This window comes from Pseudonocardia sp. TRM90224, assembly GCF_021245725.1.
Classification (GTDB): domain Bacteria; phylum Actinomycetota; class Actinomycetes; order Mycobacteriales; family Pseudonocardiaceae; genus Pseudonocardia.
Genome location: NZ_JAJGSX010000008.1, coordinates 192,072 through 215,888 on the forward strand (window position 1 = coordinate 192,072; position 23,817 = coordinate 215,888).

Annotated in this window: 22 protein-coding genes; 11 read left to right on the plus strand and 11 right to left on the minus strand. The window is 72.1% G+C overall.

The window, feature by feature from the left end; all coding sequences use genetic code 11:
* The first annotated feature begins 42 nt into the window (after nt 1-42).
* The 6 genes from LL648_RS15600 to LL648_RS15625 all read left to right on the plus strand — a co-directional run bounded on the left by LL648_RS15600 (nt 43) and on the right by LL648_RS15625 (nt 6,395).
* A complete protein-coding gene (locus LL648_RS15600) occupies nt 43-951 on the plus strand; it encodes a LysR family transcriptional regulator (RefSeq protein WP_232663270.1) in 909 nt (302 codons plus the stop codon).
* Between the two features lie 184 nt (nt 952-1,135).
* Nucleotides 1,136-2,380: an LCP family protein gene (locus LL648_RS15605; RefSeq protein ID WP_232663271.1), complete on the plus strand. Its 1,245-nt coding sequence runs from the start codon at nt 1,136-1,138 to the stop codon at nt 2,378-2,380.
* 30 nt (nt 2,381-2,410) lie between these two features.
* A complete protein-coding gene (locus LL648_RS15610) occupies nt 2,411-4,504 on the plus strand; it encodes a S9 family peptidase (RefSeq protein WP_232663272.1) in 2,094 nt (697 codons plus the stop codon).
* 59 nt (nt 4,505-4,563) lie between these two features.
* On the plus strand, nt 4,564-4,938 hold the full coding sequence (locus tag LL648_RS15615; protein ID WP_232663273.1) for an FKBP-type peptidyl-prolyl cis-trans isomerase: 375 nt from the start codon (nt 4,564-4,566) through the stop codon (nt 4,936-4,938).
* On the plus strand, nt 4,935-5,426 hold the full coding sequence (locus tag LL648_RS15620; protein WP_232663399.1) for a metallophosphoesterase family protein: 492 nt from the start codon (nt 4,935-4,937) through the stop codon (nt 5,424-5,426). The genes LL648_RS15615 and LL648_RS15620 overlap by 4 nt, the downstream gene beginning before the upstream one ends.
* 9 nt (nt 5,427-5,435) lie before the next feature.
* Nucleotides 5,436-6,395 carry a DNA polymerase domain-containing protein gene (locus LL648_RS15625; protein WP_232663274.1) on the plus strand — a complete coding sequence of 320 codons (960 nt, stop codon included), beginning with the start codon at nt 5,436-5,438 and terminating at the stop codon, nt 6,393-6,395.
* A gap of 6 nt (nt 6,396-6,401) precedes the next feature.
* Here the strand turns inward: LL648_RS15625 and LL648_RS15630 are convergent, their stop codons facing one another.
* Nucleotides 6,402-6,794 carry a cupin domain-containing protein gene (locus LL648_RS15630; protein WP_232663275.1) on the minus strand — a complete coding sequence of 131 codons (393 nt, stop codon included), beginning with the start codon at nt 6,792-6,794 and terminating at the stop codon, nt 6,402-6,404.
* Between the two features lie 51 nt (nt 6,795-6,845).
* On the opposite strand from LL648_RS15630, the gene LL648_RS15635 reads away from it, so the two are divergent.
* From LL648_RS15635 to LL648_RS15645, 3 genes are all read left to right on the plus strand, one after another.
* The gene (locus tag LL648_RS15635; RefSeq protein WP_232663276.1) at nt 6,846-7,148 is read left to right on the plus strand and encodes an antibiotic biosynthesis monooxygenase family protein; all 303 of its coding nucleotides are present in this window, start codon (nt 6,846-6,848) and stop codon (nt 7,146-7,148) included.
* 163 nt (nt 7,149-7,311) lie between these two features.
* Nucleotides 7,312-10,056, plus strand: coding sequence for an alpha/beta fold hydrolase (locus LL648_RS15640; RefSeq protein WP_374112048.1), 2,745 nt, complete (start codon nt 7,312-7,314; stop codon nt 10,054-10,056).
* Nucleotides 10,053-10,943 (plus strand): ABC transporter permease, encoded by an 891-nt coding sequence (locus LL648_RS15645; protein ID WP_374112049.1) that lies wholly within the window; start codon nt 10,053-10,055, stop codon nt 10,941-10,943. The genes LL648_RS15640 and LL648_RS15645 overlap by 4 nt, the downstream gene beginning before the upstream one ends.
* A 269-nt stretch (nt 10,944-11,212) precedes the next feature.
* Here LL648_RS15645 and LL648_RS15650 read toward each other — a convergent pair whose 3' ends face one another.
* Together LL648_RS15650 and LL648_RS15655 are read right to left on the minus strand one after the other, a co-directional pair.
* The gene (locus LL648_RS15650; protein ID WP_232663277.1) at nt 11,213-11,773 is read right to left on the minus strand and encodes an RNA 2'-phosphotransferase; all 561 of its coding nucleotides are present in this window, start codon (nt 11,771-11,773) and stop codon (nt 11,213-11,215) included.
* Between the two features lie 14 nt (nt 11,774-11,787).
* The gene (locus tag LL648_RS15655) at nt 11,788-12,705 is read right to left on the minus strand and encodes an EamA family transporter (RefSeq protein ID WP_232663278.1); all 918 of its coding nucleotides are present in this window, start codon (nt 12,703-12,705) and stop codon (nt 11,788-11,790) included.
* Between the two features lie 71 nt (nt 12,706-12,776).
* On the opposite strand from LL648_RS15655, the gene LL648_RS15660 reads away from it, so the two are divergent.
* A complete protein-coding gene (locus tag LL648_RS15660) occupies nt 12,777-13,682 on the plus strand; it encodes a LysR family transcriptional regulator (protein ID WP_232663279.1) in 906 nt (301 codons plus the stop codon).
* Nucleotides 13,683-13,700: 18 nt separating this feature from the next.
* Here LL648_RS15660 and LL648_RS15665 read toward each other — a convergent pair whose 3' ends face one another.
* The 3 genes from LL648_RS15665 to uvrB form a co-directional block, all read right to left on the minus strand.
* Complete coding sequence (locus LL648_RS15665; protein WP_232663280.1) at nt 13,701-14,039, minus strand: MmcQ/YjbR family DNA-binding protein; 339 nt, start codon at nt 14,037-14,039, stop codon at nt 13,701-13,703.
* Nucleotides 14,021-15,313, minus strand: coding sequence for a glycosyltransferase 87 family protein (locus LL648_RS15670; RefSeq protein WP_232663281.1), 1,293 nt, complete (start codon nt 15,311-15,313; stop codon nt 14,021-14,023). Before LL648_RS15670 ends, LL648_RS15665 begins: the two co-directional genes overlap by 19 nt.
* A 389-nt stretch (nt 15,314-15,702) precedes the next feature.
* Entirely contained in the window at nt 15,703-17,886 is a 2,184-nt protein-coding gene (uvrB, locus tag LL648_RS15675; protein WP_308190329.1) for an excinuclease ABC subunit UvrB, read from the minus strand.
* Nucleotides 17,887-17,948: 62 nt separating this feature from the next.
* Here uvrB and LL648_RS15680 point away from each other — a divergent pair, with 62 nt between their 5' ends.
* On the plus strand, nt 17,949-18,458 hold the full coding sequence (locus tag LL648_RS15680) for a DUF402 domain-containing protein (RefSeq protein ID WP_374112050.1): 510 nt from the start codon (nt 17,949-17,951) through the stop codon (nt 18,456-18,458).
* A 67-nt stretch (nt 18,459-18,525) separates the two neighbouring features.
* Here LL648_RS15680 and LL648_RS15685 read toward each other — a convergent pair whose 3' ends face one another.
* The 5 genes from LL648_RS15685 to rpsA all read right to left on the minus strand — a co-directional run bounded on the left by LL648_RS15685 (nt 18,526) and on the right by rpsA (nt 23,752).
* The gene (locus tag LL648_RS15685; protein WP_232663282.1) at nt 18,526-19,158 is read right to left on the minus strand and encodes a hypothetical protein; all 633 of its coding nucleotides are present in this window, start codon (nt 19,156-19,158) and stop codon (nt 18,526-18,528) included.
* Between the two features lie 17 nt (nt 19,159-19,175).
* On the minus strand, nt 19,176-19,964 hold the full coding sequence (locus tag LL648_RS15690) for an RNA polymerase sigma factor (protein ID WP_232663283.1): 789 nt from the start codon (nt 19,962-19,964) through the stop codon (nt 19,176-19,178).
* 130 nt (nt 19,965-20,094) lie between these two features.
* On the minus strand, nt 20,095-21,291 hold the full coding sequence (gene coaE / locus LL648_RS15695; protein WP_232663284.1) for a dephospho-CoA kinase: 1,197 nt from the start codon (nt 21,289-21,291) through the stop codon (nt 20,095-20,097).
* 130 nt (nt 21,292-21,421) lie between these two features.
* Complete coding sequence (locus tag LL648_RS15700) at nt 21,422-22,099, minus strand: hypothetical protein (protein ID WP_232663285.1); 678 nt, start codon at nt 22,097-22,099, stop codon at nt 21,422-21,424.
* Between the two features lie 174 nt (nt 22,100-22,273).
* Nucleotides 22,274-23,752: a 30S ribosomal protein S1 gene (rpsA, locus tag LL648_RS15705; protein WP_232663286.1), complete on the minus strand. Its 1,479-nt coding sequence runs from the start codon at nt 23,750-23,752 to the stop codon at nt 22,274-22,276.
* Between the last annotated feature and the right edge of the window lie 65 nt (nt 23,753-23,817).

Genomic DNA, 23,817 nt, shown 5'->3' on the forward strand with positions numbered 1-23,817 from the left:
AGGTCCAGTTCACGTTTCTGTCGGTTCTCGTAAGCTCGACTGATGCTCGACGTCCGCCGTCTGCGGCTGCTGCGGGAGCTGCACCATCGCGGCACGATCGCCGCCGTGGCCGAAGCGCTGGCCTTCACCCCGTCCGCGGTGTCGCAGCAGCTGGCCACGCTGGAACGCGAGGCCGGCGTCACGCTGCTGGAACGCACCGGGCGGCGGGTGACGCTCACCCCGGCGGCCCGCGGCCTGGTCGGGCACGCCGAGGCCGTGCTCGAGCGGCTGGAGCAGGCCGCGGCCGAGCTCGCGGCGGCCCGCGCGGTCGCCGGGCCGCTGCGGGTCGGGACGTTCCCCACCGCAGCGCGCCGGATCGTCCCGGCCGCGCTCGCCGCGCTGGGCGCCGATCATCCCGAGCTGGTCGCCTCGGTGTGGGAGATCGATCCCGCCCAGGTCGCGTCGGCGCTGCGCGGCGGCGATCTCGACGTCGCACTGGTGCACTCCTACGACGGCGTGCCCGACCCGCCGGTGGACGGCGTCGCGACCGAACCGCTCTTCGCGGAGCCGATGTACCTCGCTGCGCCACGCGGATGGACGTCCACCAGCACCCCGGAACCGCTCGCGCGCTGGCGGGACGTCCCGTGGATCGTCGCCCCGCCCACCACCCGCTGCGGCTCGATGACGGCAGGCGCCTGCCGCGCCGCCGGCTTCACGCCGCAGGTGCGGCACGTCGTCGACGACTTCGCCACCGCGGTCGCGCTGGTCGGTGTCGGGCACGGGGTGGCGATGGTGCCCGAGCTGGGCATCGACGGCCCGCACCCGGAGGTCACGTTCACGCCGCTGCCGATGCGCCGCCACACCTCGGCCGCGTACCGCCGCGGCGCGGCGGGCCACCCCGCGATCGCCGCGTTCATCGCCGCAGTACGCGCGGCGGCGGGAGGGCAGGAAAGCCACTTTCCGGCCCTGTGAGGGCAGGAAAGTGGCTTTGCTGCCCTCCCCGTCCGCCCGTTGGGACCTGCACCGCTGGGCCGTTCGGCCCACCCCGAGCCCGCACTGAGCCCTTGGGATGACAGGACCGCCTGGTCCGCCTAAAGTGGATCTCCGGCCGGTCGCTCGGGGGCAGGCGGTCTCTGAGCGGTCACCGGGAGTCGGATTGAGCACCAGCAAGCGTCGGCGTGGGCTGCGCGTGGCCGGCCGGACGGCTGTCGCGTTGGCGTCGGCGGCCACCCTGTTCGCCACCGGCTTCGGCTGGACCTTGCAGCAGCGCATCGACAACTCCCGCGTCACGAGCGACGCCGTCACCAGCTCGCGTCCCGTCCGGCTCGGTGAGGCGTTCACGGCGCTGCTCGTCGGTCTCGACGCGCGCACCGACGCCGCCGGCAACCCGCTGCCGCAGGCCACGCTCGACGCCATGCACGCGGGCCCCGACGAGGGCCAGCTGCACACCGACACGATCATCCTGCTGCACGTGCCCGCCGAGCCGGGTGCGGCGGCGGTCGCGGTCTCGATCCCGCGCGACTCGTTCGTCGAGATCGCCGGCAGCCGGGAGAAACACAAGATCAACTCGGCGTACCGGCGCGGGATGCAGGACGTCGAGCGGGCCCTGTCCGCGCAGGGATTCAGCGGTGCCGACCTGGAGCGCCGCGCCAGGGAGGGCGGCCGGCGCACGCTCGTCGCCACCGTCGAGGCGCTCACCGGCGAGAGCATCGACCACTTCGCCGAGATCAACCTCGCCGGTTTCCTCGAGCTGACCGACTCGCTCGGCGGCGTGCCCGTCTGCCTCAACGAACCGGCCCGCGACTCCTACTCCGGGCTCGACCTGCCCGCGGGCGAGCAGACCGTGCGCGGCGCGAGCGCGCTCGCCTTCGTCCGCCAGCGCCACGGCCTCGAGGGCGGCGACCTCGACCGGATCGCCCGCCAGCAGGCGTTCGCCGCAGGCCTCGCGCAGCGCCTCCGCTCGACGGGCGTGCTCACCGACCCGTCGCGCCTGGCCGGGCTGGTCGACCTCGCCACCCGCTTCGTCGTGCTCGACCGCGGCTGGGACCTCGACGAGGCCGTCACGCAGTTCAGCCGGCTCGCCGTCGACGAGCTGACCTTCCGCACCATCCCCACCGGGCGCCCCGACCTGGAGACACCCGTCGACGGCGTCGCCGTGGAGATCGACACCGACACGGTGAAGGAGTTCGTGCAGTCGGTCGTGCGCGGCACCCCGGTTGCGGGTACCGCGACCAGCGCCCCACCGACAGCAGGACCGACAGCAGGGCCGACGACAGGACCGTCCGCCCCCACGAGCGCTCCCCCGACGGCTGATCCGGCCGCCGCTCCCACGACGACGGCCGTCCCCACGACCACGGCGGAACGGGTGATCACCGCCGCCGGTGTGCCCTGCGTCGACTAGCCGGCGGCGCACCGACGAGACTGGTCGACCGTGACCGACAGCTTCCCCCGCCGGCAGGCCCGCACGAGGCGGTTCACGCTCGGCGCACCCCGAGGTGTCAGCGTGTCCCCCGACGGCGGGCGGGTGGTGTTCCTGCGCAGCCGGGGCGGCACCGACCCCGTCACGTGCCTGTGGACGCTCGATCTCGGGTCCGGCGAGGAGCGGCTGGTCGTCGACCCGCTCGAGCTCGGCGCCGACGAGACCGACCTCCCGCCGGAGGAGCGTGCGCGGCGCGAGCGGGCCCGCGAGCAGGCCGGCGGGGTGGTCGCCTACGCCACCGACCGCCCGGTGACGATGGCCGCGTTCGCGCTCGCCGGCCAGCTCTACGTCACCGAGTTCGCAGCCGGTTTCAGCCCGCGGCTGGTCGAGACGCCGCCCGGGGTGGTCGACCCGCGGCCCGACCCGCACGGGCGCCGCATCGCGTTCGTCTGCGACGGCACCCTGTACATCCACGAGATCGGGGCGCGGAGCACCTCCGCGCTCGTCGAGCCGGAGCACGACGGCGTCACCTACGGCCTAGCCGACTTCATCGCGGCCGAGGAGATGGACCGCATGCGCGGGTACTGGTGGTCGCCCGACGGCGACGCCCTGCTCGTGGCGCGGGTGGACGACTCGCCGGTGCAGCGCTGGCACATCGCCGACCCCGCCAACCCCGACCGCACGCCCACGGTCGTCGGCTACCCCGCTGCCGGCACCACGAACGCGCTCGTGACCTGCGAGATCGTCGCGCTGGACGGCACCCGGACACCGGTGCGGTGGGACACCGAACGCGACGAGTACCTCGTGCAGGCCGTCTGGGGCGCGCACGCGCTGATGATCGTCGTCCAGCCGCGCGACCAGCGTGCGCTGCGGATCCTGGCGGTCGACCCGGCCACCGGCGCGACGACGCCGCTGCGCGAGATCACCGACGACGACTGGGTCGACATCGTGCCCGGCGTGCCGGCGCACACCGCGTCGGGCGCGCTAGTCACGATCGAGGGCAGCGCCGACACGCACCGCCTCGTCGTCGACGGCGAGCCGGTGACCCCACCGGGCATGCAGGTCCGCGGGGTCGTCGACATCGAGGGCGAGACGGTGCTGCTGCGCGCGAGCACCGATCCCGCGTCGGTGACGCTGTGGGCGTGGAGCCGCGACGGGCTCACCGAGATCACGCCGGGCCCCGGCCTGTTCACCGGGCGCCGCACCGCCGGCACGCTCGTCGTCACCCGGCAGGACCTGGAGTCCGAGGGCACCGTGACCACGGTCAGGCGGGCGGGCGGCGCCGAATTGACGGTCACGTCGCTGGCGGATCCACCGGGGCTGACCCCGCGGCCGGTGCTGCGCAGGGTGACCGACCGCGCGCTGCCGACCGCGCTGCTCCTGCCGTCGTGGCACGAGCCCGGCACGAAGCTCCCGGTGCTGATGGACCCCTACGGCGGGCCGCACGCCCAGCGGGTGGTCGCGTCGAGCGCCGCGCACCTGGCCAGCCAGTGGTTCGCCGAGCAGGGCTTCGCGGTGGTCGTCGTCGACGGGCGCGGCACACCGGGCGGGCTCGCGTTCGAGCGGGCCGTCCACGGCGACCTCGCCACGCCGGTGCTGGACGACCAGGTCGACGCCCTGCACGCGCTCGCGGCGGAGCACCCCGAGCTGGACCTCGGTCGGGTCGCGATCCGCGGCTGGTCGTTCGGCGGCTACCTCGCCGCGCTCGCCGTGCTGCGCAGGCCCGACGTGTTCCACGCCGCCGTCGCCGGCGCGCCCGTCACCGACTGGCGCCTCTACGACACCCACTACACCGAGCGCTACCTCGGCCACCCCGACCAGCAGCCCGACGCGTACACGCGGTCGTCGCTGCTCGACGACGCCGCGAAGCTGACCCGCCCGCTGCTGCTCGTGCACGGGCTCGCCGACGACAACGTCGTGGCCGCGCACACGCTGCGGCTCTCGTCGGCGTTGCTGGCGGCCGGGCGGCCGCACACCGTGCTGCCGCTCTCCGGGGTCACGCACATGACCCCGCAGGAGGTCGTCGCGGAGAACCTGCTGCTCCTGCAGGTGCGGTTCCTGAAAGACGCCCTCGGCATGTCCACAGGGGCCACTGAGCCGACCTGAGCCGACCTGACCCCCACCTGACCCGGCCGGACCGGATCGGTACTGGCAGGCTGTGCGCCATGGCTCTGCAGCGACCCGAGATCGACCCCATCGACGGCCCGGCCCCGGCCGACCTCGTCGTCGACGACATCACCACCGGCGACGGCCAGGAAGCCACGCCGGGCAGGACCGTCGAGGTGCATTACGTCGGCGTCGCGCACTCCACGGGCGAGGAGTTCGACGCGTCCTGGAACCGCAACTCGACGTTCCGCTTCAACCTCGGCGCCGGCCAGGTCATCGGCGGCTGGGACCAGGGTGTTTCCGGGATGAAGGTCGGCGGCCGCCGCCGTCTCGTCATCCCGCCGCACCTCGGTTACGGCAACCGCGGAGCCGGCGCGAAGATCAAGCCGGGCGAGACGCTGATCTTCGTCGTCGACCTCGTGGGCGTCTCCTGAAGCTCCTGATCATCTCCGACACGCACCTGCCGGTGCGGGCGAAGGACCTGCCCGCACCGGTCTGGGCGGCCGTCGACGCCGCCGACGTCGTCGTGCACGCTGGCGACTGGGTGTCGCTCGACGCGCTCGACGCGTTGGAGGCCAGGGCCGCGCGCCTGGTGGGCGTCTATGGCAACAACGACGGCCCGGCGCTGCGTGCGCGGCTGCCCGAGGTGGCGCGCGTCGAGCTGGACGGCATCCGGATGGCGGTCGTGCACGAGACCGGCGCCGCGACCGGCCGGGAACGTCGCTGCGCGCTCGCCTACCCCGAGACGGACGTGCTCGTCTTCGGCCACAGCCACATCCCGTGGGACACCACGGCGCACACCGGGCTGCGGCTGCTCAACCCCGGCTCGCCGACCGACCGGCGCCGTCAGCCGAAGCACACCTACCTGACGGCGGAGACCCGCGACGGCGCGCTCGTCGACGTGCGCTTCCACGAGCTGTAGGAAGAGCACATGCCACGGACCCCGCCGGAGACCCGCGACGGCGTCGAGCTGACCAACCTCGACGGCCCGCTGTTCGACGGCGCCGACGCGACCAAACGCGACCTCGTCGACTACCTCGACGCCGTGCGCGACCGGATCCTGCCCGAGCTGCGCGACCGCCCGCTCTCGGTGCTGCGCGTGCGCCCCGGCCAGGAGCCGTTCATGCAGAAGAACGTGCCCAAGTACGCGCCCGAGTGGATCGCGACGATCGGGGTGTGGGCGGAGGCGTCCAAGCGCGAGGTGCACTACGCGCTGTGCAACGACCGGCGCACGCTCCTGTGGTTCGCGAACCAGCGCGCGATCGAGTACCACCCCACCCTGTTCCGCGAGAGCTTCGACCGCCCGACGTACGTGGTGCTCGACCTCGACCCGCCGGCCGGTGACGACTTCGCGCACGTCGTGAGCGCGGCGCGGCTCGTCCGGCAGGCCCTCGACGACTCCGGCCTGCACGGCGTGGTGAAGACCAGCGGCGCGAAGGGCCTGCACATCATGGTGCCGCTCGCGGACGGCACCGGGTTCGACGACGCCGCCGCGGCGACCCGCGCGATCGCCGCCCGCGCCGAGCGGATCGACCCGTCGATCGCGACGACCGCGTACATCAAGGACGAGCGCGAGGGGAAGGTGTTCCTCGATTCCACGCGCTCCGGCGGCGCGACCGTCGCCGCCGCCTACAGCCCGCGGATCCGGCCCGGCACCCCCGTCTCGTTCCCCGTCGACTGGGACGACCTCGGCGACGTCACACCAGCCGACTTCACCGTCCGCACCGCCCTCGGGCTGCTCGGCGACGGCGACCCGTGGCGCGAACGCATGCCGAAGCCGCAGCAGCTGCCGGCCGACCTGCTCGCCGAGGGTCACGACATCCCCGTCGCCAGGGTCGTCGCCATGCACGAGGGCAAGCGCCGCAAACGCGCCCAGGAGAAGGAGGGCTAGCGGCCTCTAGGAGGTCGGGGGCTCGTCCTGGCCGGACTCCTCGGCCGCGTCGGCCTCCTCCTTGGTGTGGTGGACGGCGCCGTCGGCGTGGTCCGGCGGGCCGTAGACGGTGTAGAGCACCAGCGGGTTGGGGCCGGTGTTCACGAAGTTGTGCTGCGTGCCGGCGGGGACGACGACCAGGTCACCGGCCTCGACCGGCTTCGTCTCGCCGCCGACCCTGGCCTCGCCGGTGCCGCTGACGAAGGTCAGGATCTGGTCGATGCCCTCGTGCACCTCGTCGCCGATCTCGCCGTCCGGCGGGATCGTCATGATGACCAGCTGGGTGTGCTCGCCGGTCCACAAAACCCTGCGGAAGTCGTCGCTCTTCTCCGCGACGTTCGCGATCGTGAAGTGCTCCATGTGGACATGGTGCCCCGAAGCGGCGCCCGCTATGCGTGCGAGGATCACCACATGGTGCTGGAGATCGCTGACTTCACGATTCTCGATGATTCCGCCGACGGGTTCGCCGACGCCGTGCGCGACGGCATCCGGTACGTGTCGGACACACCGGGGTTCCGCAACGCCCGCCTCACCCGCAGCGCCGAGACACCCACCCGGTTCGTGCTGCTGATCGAGTGGGACAGCATCGAGGCGCACACCGTCGGGTTCCGGGAGTCGGAGAACTTCCAGCGGTGGCGCTCGATCGTCGGCCCGCACTTCGACGGCCCGCCGCGGGTGGAGCACTTCAACGAGGTCGTCACCTACAACCGGTAGAACATCCCCACCGTTTTGTGCACTTGCGCACCGAAAAGGCGCGCAAGTGCACAAAACGGTGGGGAACTTCGGTGGCCGGGTGTGCGCGCGGGCCTTGAGAGGCGCTGAGAGGGCGCTGAGGACGGCGGTACAGGTGGGTCTTCGGGTCGCATAACGTCGACACGTGAAGCTGATCCGGCGGGCTCTCGGGCTCGCGCTGGTCGCGACCGCCGTGGTCGCGGCTCCTGCTGCCGCTGCGCCGGCAACGTCCACGCCGCCCGCTCCGCCGGCCCCTGAGGCCGGGGTGCTGGTGCAGCGCATCGACGTGCCCGGCGACGTGAGCCTCGACACCACCCTCTACCTCCCGGCACGCACGCCGGCGCCGGCCGTCCTCGTCGCGCACGGGTTCGGCGGCAGCAAGACGTCGGTCGACGCCGACGCGCGCGACCTCGCCGCGCGCGGGTTCGTCGCGCTCGCGTGGTCGGCACGTGGGTTCGGGGAGAGCACCGGGCAGATCGCGCTCGACGCGCCCGACGCGGAGGTCGCCGACGCGCGAGCGCTCGTGGACTGGCTCGCCGCCCGCCCCGAGGTCGCCCTCGACGGCCCGGGAGACCCGCGGGTGGGCGTCACCGGCGGCTCGTACGGCGGCGCGCTGTCGTTGCTGCTCGCGGGGTACGACCGGCGGGTCGACGCGCTCGCTCCCGTGATCACGTGGAACGACCTCGGACAGGCGCTCTTCCCCAACGCCGCAGCTACCGGGGCCCTCCCGGCCGACACGCCGGCGCGCGGCGCGTTCGGCCCCGACGGCGTGTTCAAGCGCGGCTGGGCGGGCGTCCTCCTCTCGGCCGGCATGGACCGGCGCCCGATCGACGGGCCGGCAAGCGCCCCCACAACATGCGGCCGGTTCGTCCCCGAAGTGTGCGCGTCCAACACCGAGTCCGCCGTGACCGGGCGGCTCTCACCCGTGACGGCCGAGCTGCTGCGCCGCTCCTCCCCCGTCACCGTCACCGACCGGATCACCGCGCCGACCCTGCTGGTCCAGGGCGAGCGCGACACCCTCTTCGGGCTCGACCAGTCCGACGCCAACGCCCGCCAGATCGCCGCGGCCGGCGGCACGGTGAAGCAGCTCTGGTACGCGGGCGGCCACGACGGCGGCGCGCCCGACGCGGCCGTGCGCGCGGCGATCGGCGACTGGTTCGACTTCCACCTCGCCGGAAAGGGCTCCGACCCCGGCACCGGGTTCGGGTACGTCGTGGAGAGCGGAGTGCGGTCGTCGGCGACGGTCCCGACCAGCCGGACCGTCGTCGCCGCGGGCTACCCCGGCTTGGCGGGCGCCGCACCGACGGCTGTGGAACGGCTCCCGCTCGACGGCGAGCCGCAGTCGGTGCTGAACCCCGCCGGCGGCAGCCCCGCCGCGGTGACGTCGCTGCCCGGGTTCGGCAGCGCGCTCGGATCGGCCGCCGGGCGGCTCTCCGCCGTCGCCGGTGATCTGCCCGGCCAGTCGGCGCAGTTCAGGACCGCGCCGGCGGCAGAGCCGCTGCTGGTGGCCGGCGCGCCGCGGGTGGAGCTGACGATCGCGCGCGGGCCCGATCAGCCTGCGCCTGCCGAGGCGGTCCTGTTCGGCCGGCTCTACGAGGTCGGCCCGGACGGGCAACGGCAGCTGCTGGGCGGTGCCGTCGCTCCGATGCGGGTCGCGGTGCCGGCCGATGGCTCGCCGGCCCGCGTCACCGTCACGCTGCCCGGTGTGGTCGCGCCGATCGAGTCGGGCAACCGGCTCGTGGTGTCGATCGCCACCACCGACCAGGGCTTCCTCGGCAGCACCGAACCCGCGGTCTGGCAGATCGCCGCTGGTGGGGAGCTCACGGTCCCGGCCGTGCCCGGGGAGGCCGTCGCGGCGAACACCGTGCCGCTCGTCCCGCTGGTCGGCATCGGGCTCGTCCTTGCGCTGGTGCTCGCCGCGTGGCTGGTCGCCCGGTTGCGGCGACGTCCGACGGTTTCCGATACCTCCGACGACGTCCCGCTCCGGATCCGCGACCTCGCGAAGACGTACAAGGGCGGGTTCAGCGCGGTGAAGGACGTCTCGTTCGACGTCGAGCGCGGCATGGTGCTGGGGTTGCTCGGCCCCAACGGCGCCGGGAAGACCACCGTCCTGCGCATGCTCATGGGCCTGATCTCGCCGACCGCCGGGACGATCACGGCCTTCGGGCAGCCGGTGGCGCCCGGGGCGCCGGTGCTGGCCCGGATCGGGGCGTTCGTCGAGGGCCCCGGCTTCCTCCCGCACCTGTCGGGTGCGGACAACCTCCGGCTGTACTGGGCCGCGACCGGCCGTCCCGCGTCGGAGTCGCGCCTGGGTGAGGCGCTGGAGATCGCCGGGCTCGGGCCGTCGCTCGGGCGCCGCGTCGGCACGTACAGCCAGGGCATGAAGCAGCGGCTCGCGATCGCGCAGGCGATGCTGGGCCTGCCGGAGCTGCTCGTGCTCGACGAACCCACCAACGGGCTCGACCCGCCGCAGATCCACGCGATGCGCGAGGTGCTGCACCGGTACGCGGCGGGCGGGCGCACGGTGCTGATCTCCAGCCACCTGCTCGCCGAGGTGGAGCAGACCTGCTCGCACGTCGTCGTCATGCATCAGGGCCGGGTGGTCGCGGACGGCACCGTCGACGACGTCATCGCAGGTGGCGGCGCCGCGACGTTCACAGTGGATGCCCCGGAGCGGGCCGCCGAGGTGCTCGGCGCGCTGGCCGGCGTGCACGCGGTGTCCGTCGAGGGCGGCGCTGTGCACGCCGAGCTCAACGGGACTCCGCGCGCGTCGGCGGTGCGGGCGCTGGTGGCGGCGGGCGTCGACGTCGCGGCCGCGGGGCCGCGGCGGCGGCTCGAGGACGCGTTCCTGCAGTTGGTCGGCGAGGACGCCGGGAAGGACACGGCATGACCGACATCCCGTCGACCCGCATGGGGCACGTCGGCGAGCTCGCCGGTGGGGGCGCCGCGGCGCCGTTCCGGCCGGAGCGGACGCTGCCGTTCGGGGTTGAGCTGCGCCGCCAGCTCTGGCGGCGCCGGACGCAGGTGGCGTTCGCGCTGGTCGCGCTGCTGCCGGTGATCCTCTGGGTGGCGTTCTCGCTCGCCCCGGCCGGGCCGCCGACCGGCTCGCTGACCCTCGTCGACCTCGCCAAGGGCAGCGCCGGCAACTTCGCGGTGTTCACGCTGTTCTCCGCGGGCTCGTTCCTGCTGGTGGTGCTCGTGGCGCTGTTCTTCGGCGACACGGTGGCGTCGGAGGCGTCGTGGTCGAGCCTGCGCTACCTGCTCGCCGCGCCCGTGCCGCGCGCCCGGTTGCTGCGGCAGAAGGCGCTGGTCTCGGGTGTGTTGTCGCTGGCGGCGCTGCTGTTGCTGCCGGCGGTGGCGCTGGTCGTCGGCGGGCTGGCGTACGGGACGGACGACCTGGTCAGCCCGACCGGCGAGTCGCTGCCGTTCTGGACGAGCGCGGGGCGGGTGATGCTCGCCGCCGTGTACCTCTGCGTGCAGCTGACCTGGGTCGCGGCGCTCGCAATGCTGCTCTCGGTGAGCACCGACGCGCCGCTGGGCGCGGTCGGTGGCGCGGTGATGGTGTCGATCGTGTCGCAGATCCTCGACCAGATCACCGCGCTGGAGGGCCTCCGCGACTACCTGCCCAGCCACTTCTCCACCGCCTGGGCCGGGCTGCTCGCCGACCAGATCAACTGGGAGAACATGACGAAGGGCGCGTTCTCGGCCGTCGTCTACGCGTCCGTACTCGGCGGGCTCGCCGTCTGGCGCTTCGGCCGCAAGGACATCACCAGCTGACGGGCGAGTCGCGCGATCCAGAGCGGCGAGTCGCGCGATCCGGAGCGGTGAGTCGACACCATTGGCACGGTGAGTCGACACCTTTGGCACGGTGAGTCGCCACTTTTGGCACGGCGAGTCGCCACTTCAGGCACGGCGAGTCGCCACTTCAGGCACGGCGAGTTGACCGTCCTGGCTCTCGGGAGCGTCCCGAGAGTGGCGACTCACCGTGCTGGAACGCGCGACTCACCGTGCCGGAAGTGACGACTCACCGTGCTGGAAGTGTCGACTCACCGTGCTGCAGGTGGCGACTCATCCGTGGTCAGGTAGGGCGGGGGGACGGTCGACGTGAGCCACACGCCGTTCGCGCTGACGCGGAACACGTGGCCGTCGCGGTGCATCGCCGCCGCGTCCACCTGCAGGACGACGGGTTTGCCGCGGCGGGCGCCGACCCGCTGGGCCGTCTCGACGGTTGCCGAGAGGTGCACGTCGTGGCGGGCCATCGGGCGCAGCCCCTCCCGCTGGATCGCGTCGAGGAAGCGTGCGACCGTCCCGTGGTAGAGCACGGCCGGTGGCTCGGTGGCCGGGAGGTCGAGCTCGACGGCGACGCTGTGGCCCTGGTTGGCGCGGATGCGGTCGCCGTCGATGATGAACCGCTGCTTGTCGTTGCCGGCCACGACGTGGTCGAGATCGGCGCGGGAGATCCTGCGGCCGTGGGCGGCCAGCGCGGCGAGGAGGGTGTCGATCCGCACCCACCCCGCGGGATCGAGCGTGATCCCGATCTTCTCCGGGGCGTGGCGCAGGTGCAGCGAGAGGCGTTTCGAAATTCTGATCAGTGTCTTGTCATCCATGTTCGCGGGACAGCTTACGGCGCTCCGGCCGTCGCCGGAACCACGGCAGCGGTCGGGACGGGTGGCGTGACCGGTCGCGGTGTGCCCAGCAGCACCCCGCCGACGATGACGGCTGCCGACACCAGTTCCACAACGCTCGGGCGCTCGCCCAGCAGGAGCGCGGCGAGCCCGATTCCCACGACCGGCACGAGCAGCGAGTACGGCGCGACCACCCCGGCCGGGTAGCGGCGCATGAGCGCCGTCCAGATACCGCCGCCGACGATCGTCGCGAGCACCGCGATGTAGGCGACCGCGAGCACGCCGGGCAGACCGTCGACGGTCACCGCGGCAGGCAGGGCGTCCCACCCGGCGGCCGGGCCCTCAGTCGCCCACGACATCGCCAACAGCGGGATCGGCGGGATCACCGACATCCACAGCGTCAGGTGCAGCGGGTTCGGCGGGGCGGCGAGCCGGCTGGAGATGTTGCCGAACGCCCACCCCAGCGCCCCGACCAGCGTCAGCAGCACCGGTAGCAACGCGGCGGTCTGCGCTCGCGCGACGGCGATCGCCACCAGCCCCGCGATGGCCAGCGCGATCCCGAGCCCTTGGCGGGGCGACAGCCGTTCGCGCAGCAGCACCGCGCCGAGCAGCACCGTGAACGGCGCCGACGACTGCAGCACGAGCGACGCGAGGCCCGTCGGCATCCCGTTGTCCATCGCGATGAACAGGAAGACGAACTGGATGGTGCCGAACCCGATCCCGTAGCCCAGCAGCCAGCGCAGCGGCACCTGCGGGCGCGGGATGAACAGGATCGTCGGGAGGGCGATCACGGCGAAGCGCAGCGAGGCGAGGAACAGCGGCGGGAAGTGGTCGAGGCCGACGTGGATCGCGATGAAGTTGCCGCCCCAGAGGACGGCGACGAACGCGGCGAGAAGGCGATCACGGGAGCTCACGACTCAACGTTGCGCTATGGCAACAACAAAGACCAGCGAAAAGAAATGAAACGTCTGTTTAGACTGGCTTCATGGATGTCGGACGGCTGAGAGTGCTGCGCGAGCTGGCCGACCGCGGCTCCGTCACCGCAGTCGCAGCCGCGCTCTCGTTCACGCCGTCGGCCATATCCCAGCAGCTCAAGGCGCTCTCCGCGGAGGTCGGGATGCCCCTGACCGAGCCGTCGGGGCGCGGGGTGCGGCTCACCGACGCCGGCCGCGTCCTCGCCGCGGAGGCCGAAGCCGTGCTGGCGGCGCTCGCGAAGGCCGACGCCACGTTGGAGCAGCTGCGCACCGTGCCGCGGGGCCAGGTGCGGATGGCGATCTTCCAGTCGGGCGCCCGCATGATGCTCGCCGGCGTGCTCACGCGGCTGGCCGGCGTCGAGGGCGTCGAGCTGCTCTGCCGCGACATCGACATGACCCCGGAGGACGTGCCAGCGCTCGCCGCCGAGCACGACGTGGTCGTCAGCCATCGCGACGAGCACGGCCCGCCGCTCTCGACGGCGCGGTGGCGGGTGGTGCCGCTGCTGCGCGAGCCGTTCGACGTCGTCCTGCCGCCGGCGCACCCGCTCGCCGCGAGCGAGCAGATCGCGTTCGCCGATCTCACCGACGAGGCTTGGATCAGCGTGAAGGTCGGTTTCCCGGTCGACGACCTGCTGCGCTCGCTCGCGGTGCAGACCGGCACGACGCCGCGGGTGGTGCAGCGGATCAACGACTTCTCCGTCACAGAGGAGCTCGTCGCCGGCGGGCACGGCATCGCGTTGCTGCCGCGCTACTCGACCGACGACCGCGGCGGGCGGCGGATCGTCCGGCGCACCCTCGCGGGGGTGCGGGCCGCCCGGCTGGTGGAGGTCGTGATGCGCACGAGCGCGGCCGAACGCCCGGCCGTGCAGGCCGTGCTCGCCGCACTCCAGGCCGAGGCGGCCGCCCTCACGGCGTGACCCCGTCCGTCCAGGGGATCAGGCCGGCCGGAGGCGCTTCGGCAGCTTGGCCACGACGGCGTCGTAGGACGCGTCGACGAGCTCACGCAGCTCGTCGTCGGGGATGGCGCCGTCGAGCGTGATGCTGTTCCAGCCGTGCCGGCCGATGTAGGCCATCACGGTGACCGTCTCCGGGTAGCGCAGCCGCAGCTCACCGGCCTCGTCGGAGTCGTGGCCGCACTTCAGGCCGACGCCGTTGCCGCCGAGGAAGGCGAAGATCTTGCCGCCCACCTTGGCGACCAGGTCGCCCTCCCACGGCTCGTCGGGGACGGAGCCCGGCTTCGCCATGCAGTAGTCGATCAGCTCGTCGTGCTCCACGCGCTGCTCCTCGTCCGCCACGACAACCCCAGCATGAGGAAGACCAGCACCGTGAACCAGACGTACGTGCTGCCGATGATCTGCTGGCTCGCGGTCCAGCCGAGCTCCGACTGACCCGCCCGCGGCAGGCCCAACCGGTGCGGCGCGACAACGAAGATCGCAGCCGCCAGCACGGTCGCGGCCGTCCACACCGCCGAGCGGGCGCGCCACGCCGTGACCCCGGCGACCAGCAGCGCCGGCGCGACCCACACCCAGTGGTGCGACCACGACGTCGGCGAGACGAGCAACCCGAATCCGGCGGTTGCGATGAGCGCCAGCGGGGCCGGTGCGCGCCGGATCACCGGGAACACGACGGCGAGCAGCGCCAGCGACAGCACGAACCACAGGACGGTACGGGTGGGCCCCTCGAAGCCCATCCGGACCAGCACGGCCTGAAATGTCTGGTTGGTGAAGAACGGTGAGCCGCTGACCCCGCCGGACGGGTTGTCGAGCCAGAACGCGAGCGACGCGGTCGGCGCCATGAGGAAGCCGAGGAGCGTGGCGACGGCCCCGGAGATCGCGGCGACGAGGGCGGCGCGGTAGTCGCGGCGCAGCAGGAAGTACAGGACGAACACCGCGGGGGTCAGCTTGATCGCGGCCGCGATGCCGATGAGCATCCCGCGGGGCCACTTCGGCCGCGCGACGAGGATGTCGAGCGCGACCAGTGCCATGAGCACGAGGTTGATCTGGCCGAACTCGATGGTCTGCAGCACCGGCTCCAGGCCGAACGGCAGGTTCTCCGGCGGGTTGTCGAAGTTGATCGCGGCGCCGGGCGTGACGAACAGGGCCAGCGGCAGCACCACCGACGTGACCGAGAGCGCGCCGGCCCGCCCGCCCGACGGCCACAGCCGCAGCGCAGTGACGAACAGGGTGGCGCCGAGCGCCAGCACCGAGACCGCCAGCAGGGCGATCCACGAGACCGTCCACGGCACGACGGCAAGCGGCACCATGAGCATCGCCGCGAACGGCGGGTAGATGAACGGCAGCGCGATGTGGCCCGACGTCGAGGGCAGCGGCCCGTACATGTCGCCGCCGTTGAGCCACGCCTGCACGCCGAAGCGGTAGACCTCGAGGTCGATGTGGCGGCCGCCGGTGTGCACGATCAGCCCGGCCAGCACCAGCAACAGCAACGGAACCGTGATCGGCAAGACCCGCTGCGGCGCCTTCAGCTGCTGCAGCAGCCAGCTCTGCACCTGCGTACCACTGGCCGACGGGCCCGTCATGGTCACGGTCACGCCCTCCGTCCGGCAGCCCACTCTCCGCCACGGTATCTCGCGCGGCCGCGCACGTCAGAGACGGGGCGCGCGATACCGCCTGTTCGCGGGCCGTGGAGATCAACTGGCGAGCTGCTTCGCCCAGCACGGCGGGCGGCCTCTGGCTCGTCCACAGCGTTTGCCGGCATCAGCCTCCCAGGTCGCCGTGGCTTCGTCGGGGTCGCCGTCGATGTCTCCCTTAGACGAAAATTTCGCCGGATCCGTTCCACCGTTCGCCGATCCGGTGGAACCTCGTCGACGGACGAGCCGTCGGGGTCTCGCGCGCACCAACGGTACCGGCCGCAAGGCACCGTGCGGGTCCGATTCGGCCACCCCGGCCGACGGCCGGTTGGCGCATCGCCGGGCCCGCGTCAGCGGATCCCGGCGGCGTCCATCCCCCGCAGCTCCTTCTTGAGGTCCTGGATCTCGTCGCGGAGGCGGGCGGCCAGCTCGAACTGGAGGTCGCGGGCGGCGGCGAGCATCTGGTCGGAGAGCTGCTGCACGAGGTCGGCGAGCTCCGCCCTCGGCATCTTCGACGTGTCGCGGCCCGAGTAGACGCCGGAGCTCGCGCTCGCGCGGCCCGGCTCCCCCGCGGCGCGCTTGCCGCGGGACTGGTTGCGGCCGGACCCGCCGACCGGCACCTCGGTGTCCTCCGCCTCGCGGTAGACCTGGTCGAGGATGTCGGCGATCTTCTTCCGCAGCGGTTGCGGGTCGACGCCCTTCTCGGTGTTGTATGCGACCTGCTTGGCCCGGCGCCGGTCGGTCTCGTCGATCGCGTGCTGCATCGAATCGGTGACCTTGTCGGCGTACATGTGCACCTCGCCGGAGACGTTGCGGGCGGCGCGCCCGATCGTCTGGATCAGTGAGGTGCCCGAGCGCAGGAAGCCTTCCTTGTCGGCGTCGAGGATCGCGACGAGCGACACCTCGGGCAGGTCGAGGCCCTCGCGGAGCAGGTTGATGCCGACGAGCACGTCGTACTCGCCGAGGCGCAGCTGCCGCAGCAGCTCCACCCGGCGAAGTGTGTCGACCTCGGAGTGCAGGTAGCGCACCCTGATGCCCAGCTCCAGGAGGTAGTCGGTGAGGTCTTCCGCCATCTTCTTGGTGAGCGTGGTGACGAGCACGCGCTCGTCGCGCTCGCTGCGCTCCCTGATCTCGTGCACGAGGTCGTCGATCTGCCCCTTGGTGGGCTTCACGACGACCTTCGGGTCGACGAGGCCGGTGGGGCGGATGACCTGCTCGACGAACTCGCCGCCGGTGCGCTGCATCTCGTAGGGCCCCGGGGTGGCGGAGAGGTAGATCGTCTGCCCGATGCGGTCGGCGAACTCCTCCCACGTGAGCGGGCGGTTGTCGACCGCGGAGGGCAGCCGGAAGCCGAACTCGACGAGGTTGCGCTTGCGGGACATGTCGCCCTCGTACATGCCGCCGATCTGCGGGACGGTCTGGTGCGACTCGTCGATGACGAGCAGGAAGTCGTCGGGGAAGTAGTCGATCAGGGTGGCCGGCGCGGTGCCGGGGCCGCGGCCGTCGATGTGGCGCGAGTAGTTCTCGATGCCGGAGCAGAAGCCGACCTGGCGGATCATCTCGATGTCGTACTGGGTGCGCATCCGCAGCCGCTGGGCCTCGAGCATCTTGCCCTGGCGCTCGAGCTCGGCGAGGCGCTCCTCCAGCTCCTTCTCGATGTCGTGCACCGCGCGCTCCATCCGCTCCGGCCCCGCGACGTAGTGCGTGGCCGGGAAGATGCGCAGCTCCTCGACCTGCCGGACGACGTCGCCGGTGAGCGGGTGCAGGTAGTAGAGCGACTCGATCTCGTCGCCGAAGAACTCGATGCGGATCGCGAGCTCCTCGTAGGCCGGGATGATCTCCACGGTGTCGCCGCGCACCCGGAACGTGCCGCGGGTGAACGAGAGGTCGTTGCGGGTGTACTGGACGTCGACGAGGGCGCGCAGCAGCTGGTCGCGCTCGACGGCGCCACCGACCTCCAGCTTGATCGACCGGTCGAGGTAGGACTGCGGGGTGCCGAGGCCGTAGATGCACGACACCGACGCCACGACGACGACGTCGCGCCTCGACAGCAGGTTCTGCGTGGCGGAGTGGCGCAGCCGCTCGACGTCCTCGTTGATCGAGGAGTCCTTCTCGATGTAGGTGTCGGTCTGCGCGATGTACGCCTCGGGCTGGTAGTAGTCGTAGTACGAGACGAAGTACTCGACCGCGTTGTGGGGCAGCATCTCGCGCAGCTCGTTGGCCAGCTGCGCCGCGAGCGTCTTGTTGGGCGCCATCACGAGCGTGGGGCGCTGCAGCCGCTCGATCAGCCACGCCGTGGTGGCCGACTTGCCCGTGCCGGTGGCGCCGAGCAGCACGACGTCCTGCTCGCCGCTGCGGACGCGCCGCTCCAGCTCCTCGATGGCCGCGGGCTGGTCGCCGGCCGGCTGGTACTCGCTGACCACCTCGAACCGGCCGCCCGTGCGGGGGATCTCCCCGACCGGCCGGAACTCGGAGTGCGCAACCGGGACGTCCTGCTTTGCCGCGCTGCCCGGTACCTCTGTCGCAAATGCCACGACCCCAGGGTACGAGCCCGCACCGACAACTTCTGAACCGACGATCTGCGAGGATCGGACAGGTGCATCCACCGAAGATCCACATCTTCGATGTCCCTGCTCACGTCCACATCGACACCAAGGGGAACCGGCGGGCCGTCGACGAGTACCGCGAGACCGCGTTCGGGCTCTACATGAGCCGGGCGGTGGTCGACCGGCCGACCGCCCACTGGATCGAGTCGTGGCTGCTGCCCGACCTGGGGCTGTGCGTGACGGACTGGTGGTGGAACCCCGATCACGTCCGCAACCAGGACTTCTACCTCGACGTCTGCGACATCGTGCGCGAGGGCGACCGCTGGACGGTGACCGACCACTACCTGGATCTGGTGGTGCGGGTCGGCAGCGACTCGGTGGTGCTCGACGTGGACGAGTTCATCGCCGCCGTCTCGCTCGGGCTGTTGGAGCCCGCGGCTGCGGAACGGGCGATGCAGCGGGCGTACCGGGCGGTGGACGGGCTGGCGGCGCACGGCCACGACCTGCACCGCTGGCTCGGCGGGCTGGACATCACGCTGAGCTGGAAGCCGAGGGGCTGAAACGCCGCAGCGGGCGCCCCCTCGTGGGGACACCCGCTGCGATGGCGATGGTGCTGCGTGCTGGTGCTCAGACCCGCATGGACCGGCCGGGACGCACCGACGTCGGGTCGCCCGAGGCCGACGTGGACGTGATCGTCGGGTCGGTCGTGGGCGGCGCGGATGCCGACGTGGTGGTCGGCTCCGGGTCCTCGGTCGGGGTCGGCTTCGTCGTCTTGGTCGGCTTCGTCGGCTTGGTGGTCGGCTCGGGATCCGGGTCCGGCCCACCCTCGTCGATCGTCGTGCGCGGCGGCCGGGTCGGCTCCGGCTCCGGCTCGGGCGCCGGCGGCTGGTTGATCACAACCGGCGGGGCCTTCTTCGTCGTCGGCACCGGCTTCTTGGCGACCGGCGCGGGGTTGACGGGCGGCGGCACGTTGAAGACGTCCGGTGCGCTCGTCCCGTCCGACGACGGCTCCGTGGTGGTCGTCGTCGGAGGTGCGGCGACGGCGGGCGCGTCGGTGATGCCCGTGGGCGTCGCCGGCGGCGGCGAGCTCGCCTGCGCCACGGCGGTGACCCCGCCCAGCGCGCCGACGGTGAACACGGCAGCCGCGGCGGCCGTGCTGGCCCGGTTGACGTTGCCTGCGCGGCGAATGACGCTGTCGACCGGCGGCAGCGTCACCGCCGCGGCGAGCTCGTCGTCCATGCGACGGAACTCGTCGGTCATCCGATCGAACGTGTCGATCACCTGTTGTCCCCCTTGTTGTCGTACAGCTGATCGTCGTCGGGTCGCTCCGGGGAGATCCCCAGAACCGCCGGCAGAACGTCGGCGAGCCCTTCGGTCACGACACCGCGCCCCTTCGCGAGCCGTGCCTCGACAGCTGTGGGCGAGATCTGCTCGACGGCGGCGATCTCCGCGACCGACGAACCTGCCATGTGGAACAGAACGACCGAGCGCCGTTCCGATGCCGACAACCTGCCCAACGCGGCGAGCAGTGATCGGGTACGCGGGTCGACGCCCTCGCCGATCTTCCGCGAGCGCCCGAACCCGAGCTTGCTCATGAGCCGGCGCCAGCTGCGCATCGTGGATCGGACCGCGACGTGGCGGACCCACGCTGCGGGATCCGGCAGGTTGCCGACCTCGGCCCAGTTGCGCCACGCGCGGGAGTAGGCCTCCTGCACGACGTCGTGCGCCTCACCGGGGTCGAGCGTGATCGCGTAGAGCTGCGCGACGAGGCGCTGGTAGTTGGCCTCGAGGTGGGCGCCGAAGTCGACGCGGAGCTGGGCCTGCGACGCGGCCGGACCGTCCTGCTCGAACTGGGCCTGGTACATCGAGCCCGAGGCGTCGTCTTGCAGGTACTCACCCTGTGCGTACTCACCATGGGCGTAATCACCCTGCGCGTAGTCACCCTGGTCGTAATCGCCACGGTGGTCGGCGGGGTGATCGGCAGGGTAGTCGTAGTCGTCACGCGGGTACTCCTCATCCCGCGCGAAGCCATCAGGCCCCGATCGACTATCGATCAGCGCGCTCACCCTTTCGTCCTCCGCTCATTCGCCTGGCACCATCGCAGCGCGCCCTACCGCTCGTCCATCACTCGAACGTGGAAGGGCTTCCTTCGTCCATCGCGGCGCCGCAGCGGTGCGTTACGGGCGTGTCGTCCGTTCAGTCCAACGACGGGCGCCACCCCGAGGATGCGGCCCAAATGTCCGCTCGCGACGACGCAGCGTCGAACCAGGGCTCCTTCACCTCGACGTAGCCGTCGGCGTCCGGGTCGTTCCGGTGCAGCGCCTGCGCCTTGCGCTTCACGTCGAGGTACTCCGCGCGCGCACCGGCGTCGGCGCGCAGCCAGTCCCTGAAGAGCAGCGCATACCGCCATCCGGGCGAGTCCACCTCCCTGACGTGCAGGTTCACCCTGCGACCGGGGTCGGCGGAGGTGTGGAACCGCTTCGGCCACACCGGCGTACCGGGCGGCTTCGGGTTGTCGTAGGTGATGTCGGCCCGCCAGGGGAAGCCGGCGTCCTGGAGCGCGTCGCGCACGGCGTCGGCGTCCGCGAGCGAGGCGACCCCGAGCTGGAGGTCGATCACGTCCTTCGCCGGGAGGCCGGGTATGGCGGTGGAGCCGGTGTGGGCGACGCCACGTCCGAGCGACCCCGCCGCCACCGCGACCCGCGCGGCGATTCGCGCGCCGATGTTCGCCCATTCGGGGTCGGCGTCGACGAGCACCGGGGCACCGCCGGTCACGGGACGGCGCCGGCGCAGGTTCTCCTCGAACGGCACCAGTCGCTTCGACCAGAGCTCCTCGACGGTCGCGAGCAGCTCCTCGGGGGTGGTCGTGTTCTCCAGCCAGACGTCCGCCGCGGCCTTCCGCTCGGCGTCGCTCGCCTGCGCCGCGATGCGGGCCCTCGCGTCCGCATCCGGCATCCCGCGCCGCTCGACGAGCCTGCGCACCCGCTCCTCCTCGTCGGCGTGCACGACGACGACGATCGGGAAGAACGGCGCCATCCGGTTCTCGACGAGCAACGGGATGTCCTGCAGGACCACGGCGTCGGCGGGCGCAGCGGCGATCAGCTCCTCGGACCGCTGCCGGACCCGCGGGTGGATGATCGCGTTGAGGCGCTGCCTCGACTCGGAGTCGGCGAACGCGACGGCGGCCAGCGCGGGCCGGTCGAGCCCGCCGTCCGGCCCGATCACCCGCTCGCCGAAGGTGGCCGCGATCTCGGCGAGGCCGTCGGTGCCGACCGCGACCACCTCGCGGGCCAGCACGTCGGAGTCGACGAGCACCGCGCCGAGCTCCACGAGCCGGCGCGCGACCGTCGACTTGCCTGATCCGATCCCGCCCGTCAGTCCCACCCGAAGCACGCTCGCAACGCTACGCGGCGGGTGCGTGCGTTCCGCACGCGTGGGCAGGAAAGCCACTTTCCTGCCCTGTGAGGGCCGGAAAGTGGCTTTCCTGCCCACCCCAGGACCAGCGACCGATCGGGAGGAGGGGCTAGAAGGCTGGTGCCGCGGCGTTGGCGGGCTGTTTCGGCATCGCGACGGCCCCGGCCTCGGCGAGCGTCGGGAGCGCGCGCAGGGCGAGGTCGAAGAGCACGTCGGCGCGGGACTTCCCGCCGGGCAGCGGTCGTTGCGGCAGGGTCAGCGTGAGGGTTCCCGCTCCGTGCACGACGGCCAGGATGGACTCCTCGCGGCGCTCGATGAGCTCGGCGTTCGCGGCCCCGATCGGCTGGCGCCGGTGGTCGCCGTCCTCGGCCGCCGTGTTGATCCCCCATTGCTTCTCGGCTGCCGCCGGGTCGGCGTACGCCGCGAGGTTGATCTTCACCAGCAGGCCCTTGGCGGGGCTCTTGGGACGCCCGGTGTAGGCGCACTCGAGCCGTTCGGTGCGCCCTACGCTCGGCGCGGGAACGCCCACCGTCGTCTTGACGTCGACGCTTTCCAACGGGAGCCCGAAGAGGGCGCCCATGTCGTTCGACGTGAAGACGCGGGTGCAGTCGTCGGGGACGAGACCGTCGTCAGGGGCGTTCGCCGCGGCCCCCGGCGCGTCGGACGAGGGGAACGTCGGCAACGCCGGTCCCGGCTCGCCCTGGCCACCGCACGCGGCGCTCAGCAGCAGAAGGCAGGCGGCGACACCCCCGCAGACGGCATGCCTGAACCCGGTGCCCCCGCGCATGACGTCCACGGTATTCCGAACGCACCGGAAGTGCCTTTCGACGCGCCCTGTCGGCGACCGAACGGTGCCGATCTGTGACCGGTCGGTGGACGGCCGCACCCCGGACGCGGGACGGCCCCGGTGACCGTGTGGTCACCGGGGCCGCCTCGTGGTGCTGGGTGCTGCTCGGCGCGATCAGGCTCCGCCGGAGAGCTTCTCCCGCAGCGCCGCGAGCTGCTCGTCGCTGGCGAGCGAGCCGCCCGACTCCGCGGGGGCGCCGCCGCCGGGCGTCGAGGAGTAGCTGGTGCCGGTGGCACCCTCGACGGCCGCCTCGGCCTCCGCCTCCGCAGCCTTCTTGAGCTGCGTGATGTGCTGCTCGAAGCGGGTGTGCGCCTCCGCGTACTGGCGCTCCCACTCCTCGCGCTGGGCCTCGAAGCCCTCCTGCCAGTCGCCGGTCTCGACGTCGAAGCCCTCGGGGTAGATGTAGTTCCCCTGGTCGTCGTACTCGGCCGCCATGCCGTAGCGGGTGGGGTCGAACTCGGTGTCGACCGTCATGCCCTCGTTGGCCTGCTTCAGCGACAGCGAGATGCGGCGCCGGTCGAGATCGATGTCGATGACCTTGACCATTGCGTCGTCGCCGACCTGCACGACCTGCTCCGGGATCTCCACGTGGCGCTCGGCCAGCTCGGAGATGTGCACCAGGCCCTCGATGCCCTCCTCGACGCGGACGAACGCGCCGAAGGGAACGAGCTTGGTGACCTTGCCCGGCACGATCTGGCCGATCGCGTGGGTGCGGGCGTACAGGCGCCACGGGTCTTCCTGCGTCGCCTTGAGCGACAGGGAGACGCGCTCGCGGTCGAGGTCGACGTCGAGGACCTCGACGGTGACCTCCTGGCCGACCTCGACGACCTCGCTGGGGTGGTCGATGTGCTTCCAGGACAGCTCGGAGACGTGCACCAGGCCGTCGACGCCACCGAGGTCGACGAACGCACCGAAGTTGACCACCGAGGACACGACGCCCTTGCGCACCTGGCCGCGGGCCAGCTGGTTGAGGAACTCGCTGCGGACCTCGGACTGGGTCTGCTCCAGCCACGCGCGGCGGGACAGGACCACGTTGTTGCGGTTCTTGTCCAGCTCGATGATCTTGGCCTCGATCTTGCGGCCGACGTAGGGCTGCAGGTCGCGGACGCGACGCATCTCGACCAGCGAGGCGGGCAGGAAGCCGCGCAGGCCGATGTCCAGGATCAGGCCGCCCTTGACGACCTCGATGACCGTGCCCTCGACGGGCTCGTCGGCCTCCTTGAGGGCCTCGATCGTGCCCCAGGCGCGCTCGTACTGCGCGCGCTTCTTGGACAGGATCAGGCGGCCTTCCTTGTCCTCCTTCTGGAGGACGAGGGCCTCTACGTGCTCCCCGACCGACACGACCTCAGCAGGGTCGACATCGTGCTTGATCGAGAGTTCCCGAGAGGGGATGACACCCTCGGTCTTGTAGCCGATGTCGAGCAGGACCTCGTCACGGTCGACCTTGACGATGGTGCCCTCGACGATGTCGCCATCGTTGAAGTACTTGATCGTCTGGTCGATGGCGGCGAGGAAGTCCTCCTCCGACCCGATGTCGTTGACGGCGACCTGCGGGGTCGAGTGGGTCGGGGCGGCGGTGGTGTCGGTGGACATGTAGTGGGGTGCTCCGGTGATGGATGGTTTGGTGGTGCTTGCCTGGTGGTGTGTGTCTCGTGACG